Source organism: Bacillus cereus group sp. Bce019, assembly GCF_051781745.1.
Classification (GTDB): domain Bacteria; phylum Bacillota; class Bacilli; order Bacillales; family Bacillaceae_G; genus Bacillus_A; species Bacillus_A cereus.
Genome location: NZ_JBPWJX010000228.1, coordinates 1 through 256, shown reverse-complemented (window position 1 = coordinate 256; position 256 = coordinate 1). Strand labels below are relative to the sequence as shown.

The window sequence follows — 256 nt, the reverse complement described above, 5'->3', positions numbered from 1 at the left end:
CTTCGATAAAGTAGAGTGATGGCTCATAGTTAAGAATACTTTGCTTTTTAGCCAGTTGGAAATGGCCGGCATGTCCCAGTTCATGAGCCAAGACTAGAACTTCGTTCATAAGACCAGTCCATGAAAGTAAGATATAAGAAGGACCATCATAGAGAGTAGCACAATATCCACCGGTTGCCTTTCCTTCATTTTGTGCAAAGTCTATCCAGCGCTTTTCAAAAGATTCTTCAATCATTTTGACATAATCTTCGCCCAA

At 40.2% G+C, this 256-nt stretch carries 1 protein-coding gene; it reads right to left on the bottom strand.

Annotated elements, in window-relative coordinates; translation table 11 throughout:
• Positions 1 to 256, bottom strand: a 256-nt coding sequence (locus ACS2QP_RS28125) for a M3 family metallopeptidase (protein WP_438883119.1), incomplete at both ends; no start/stop codon positions are given.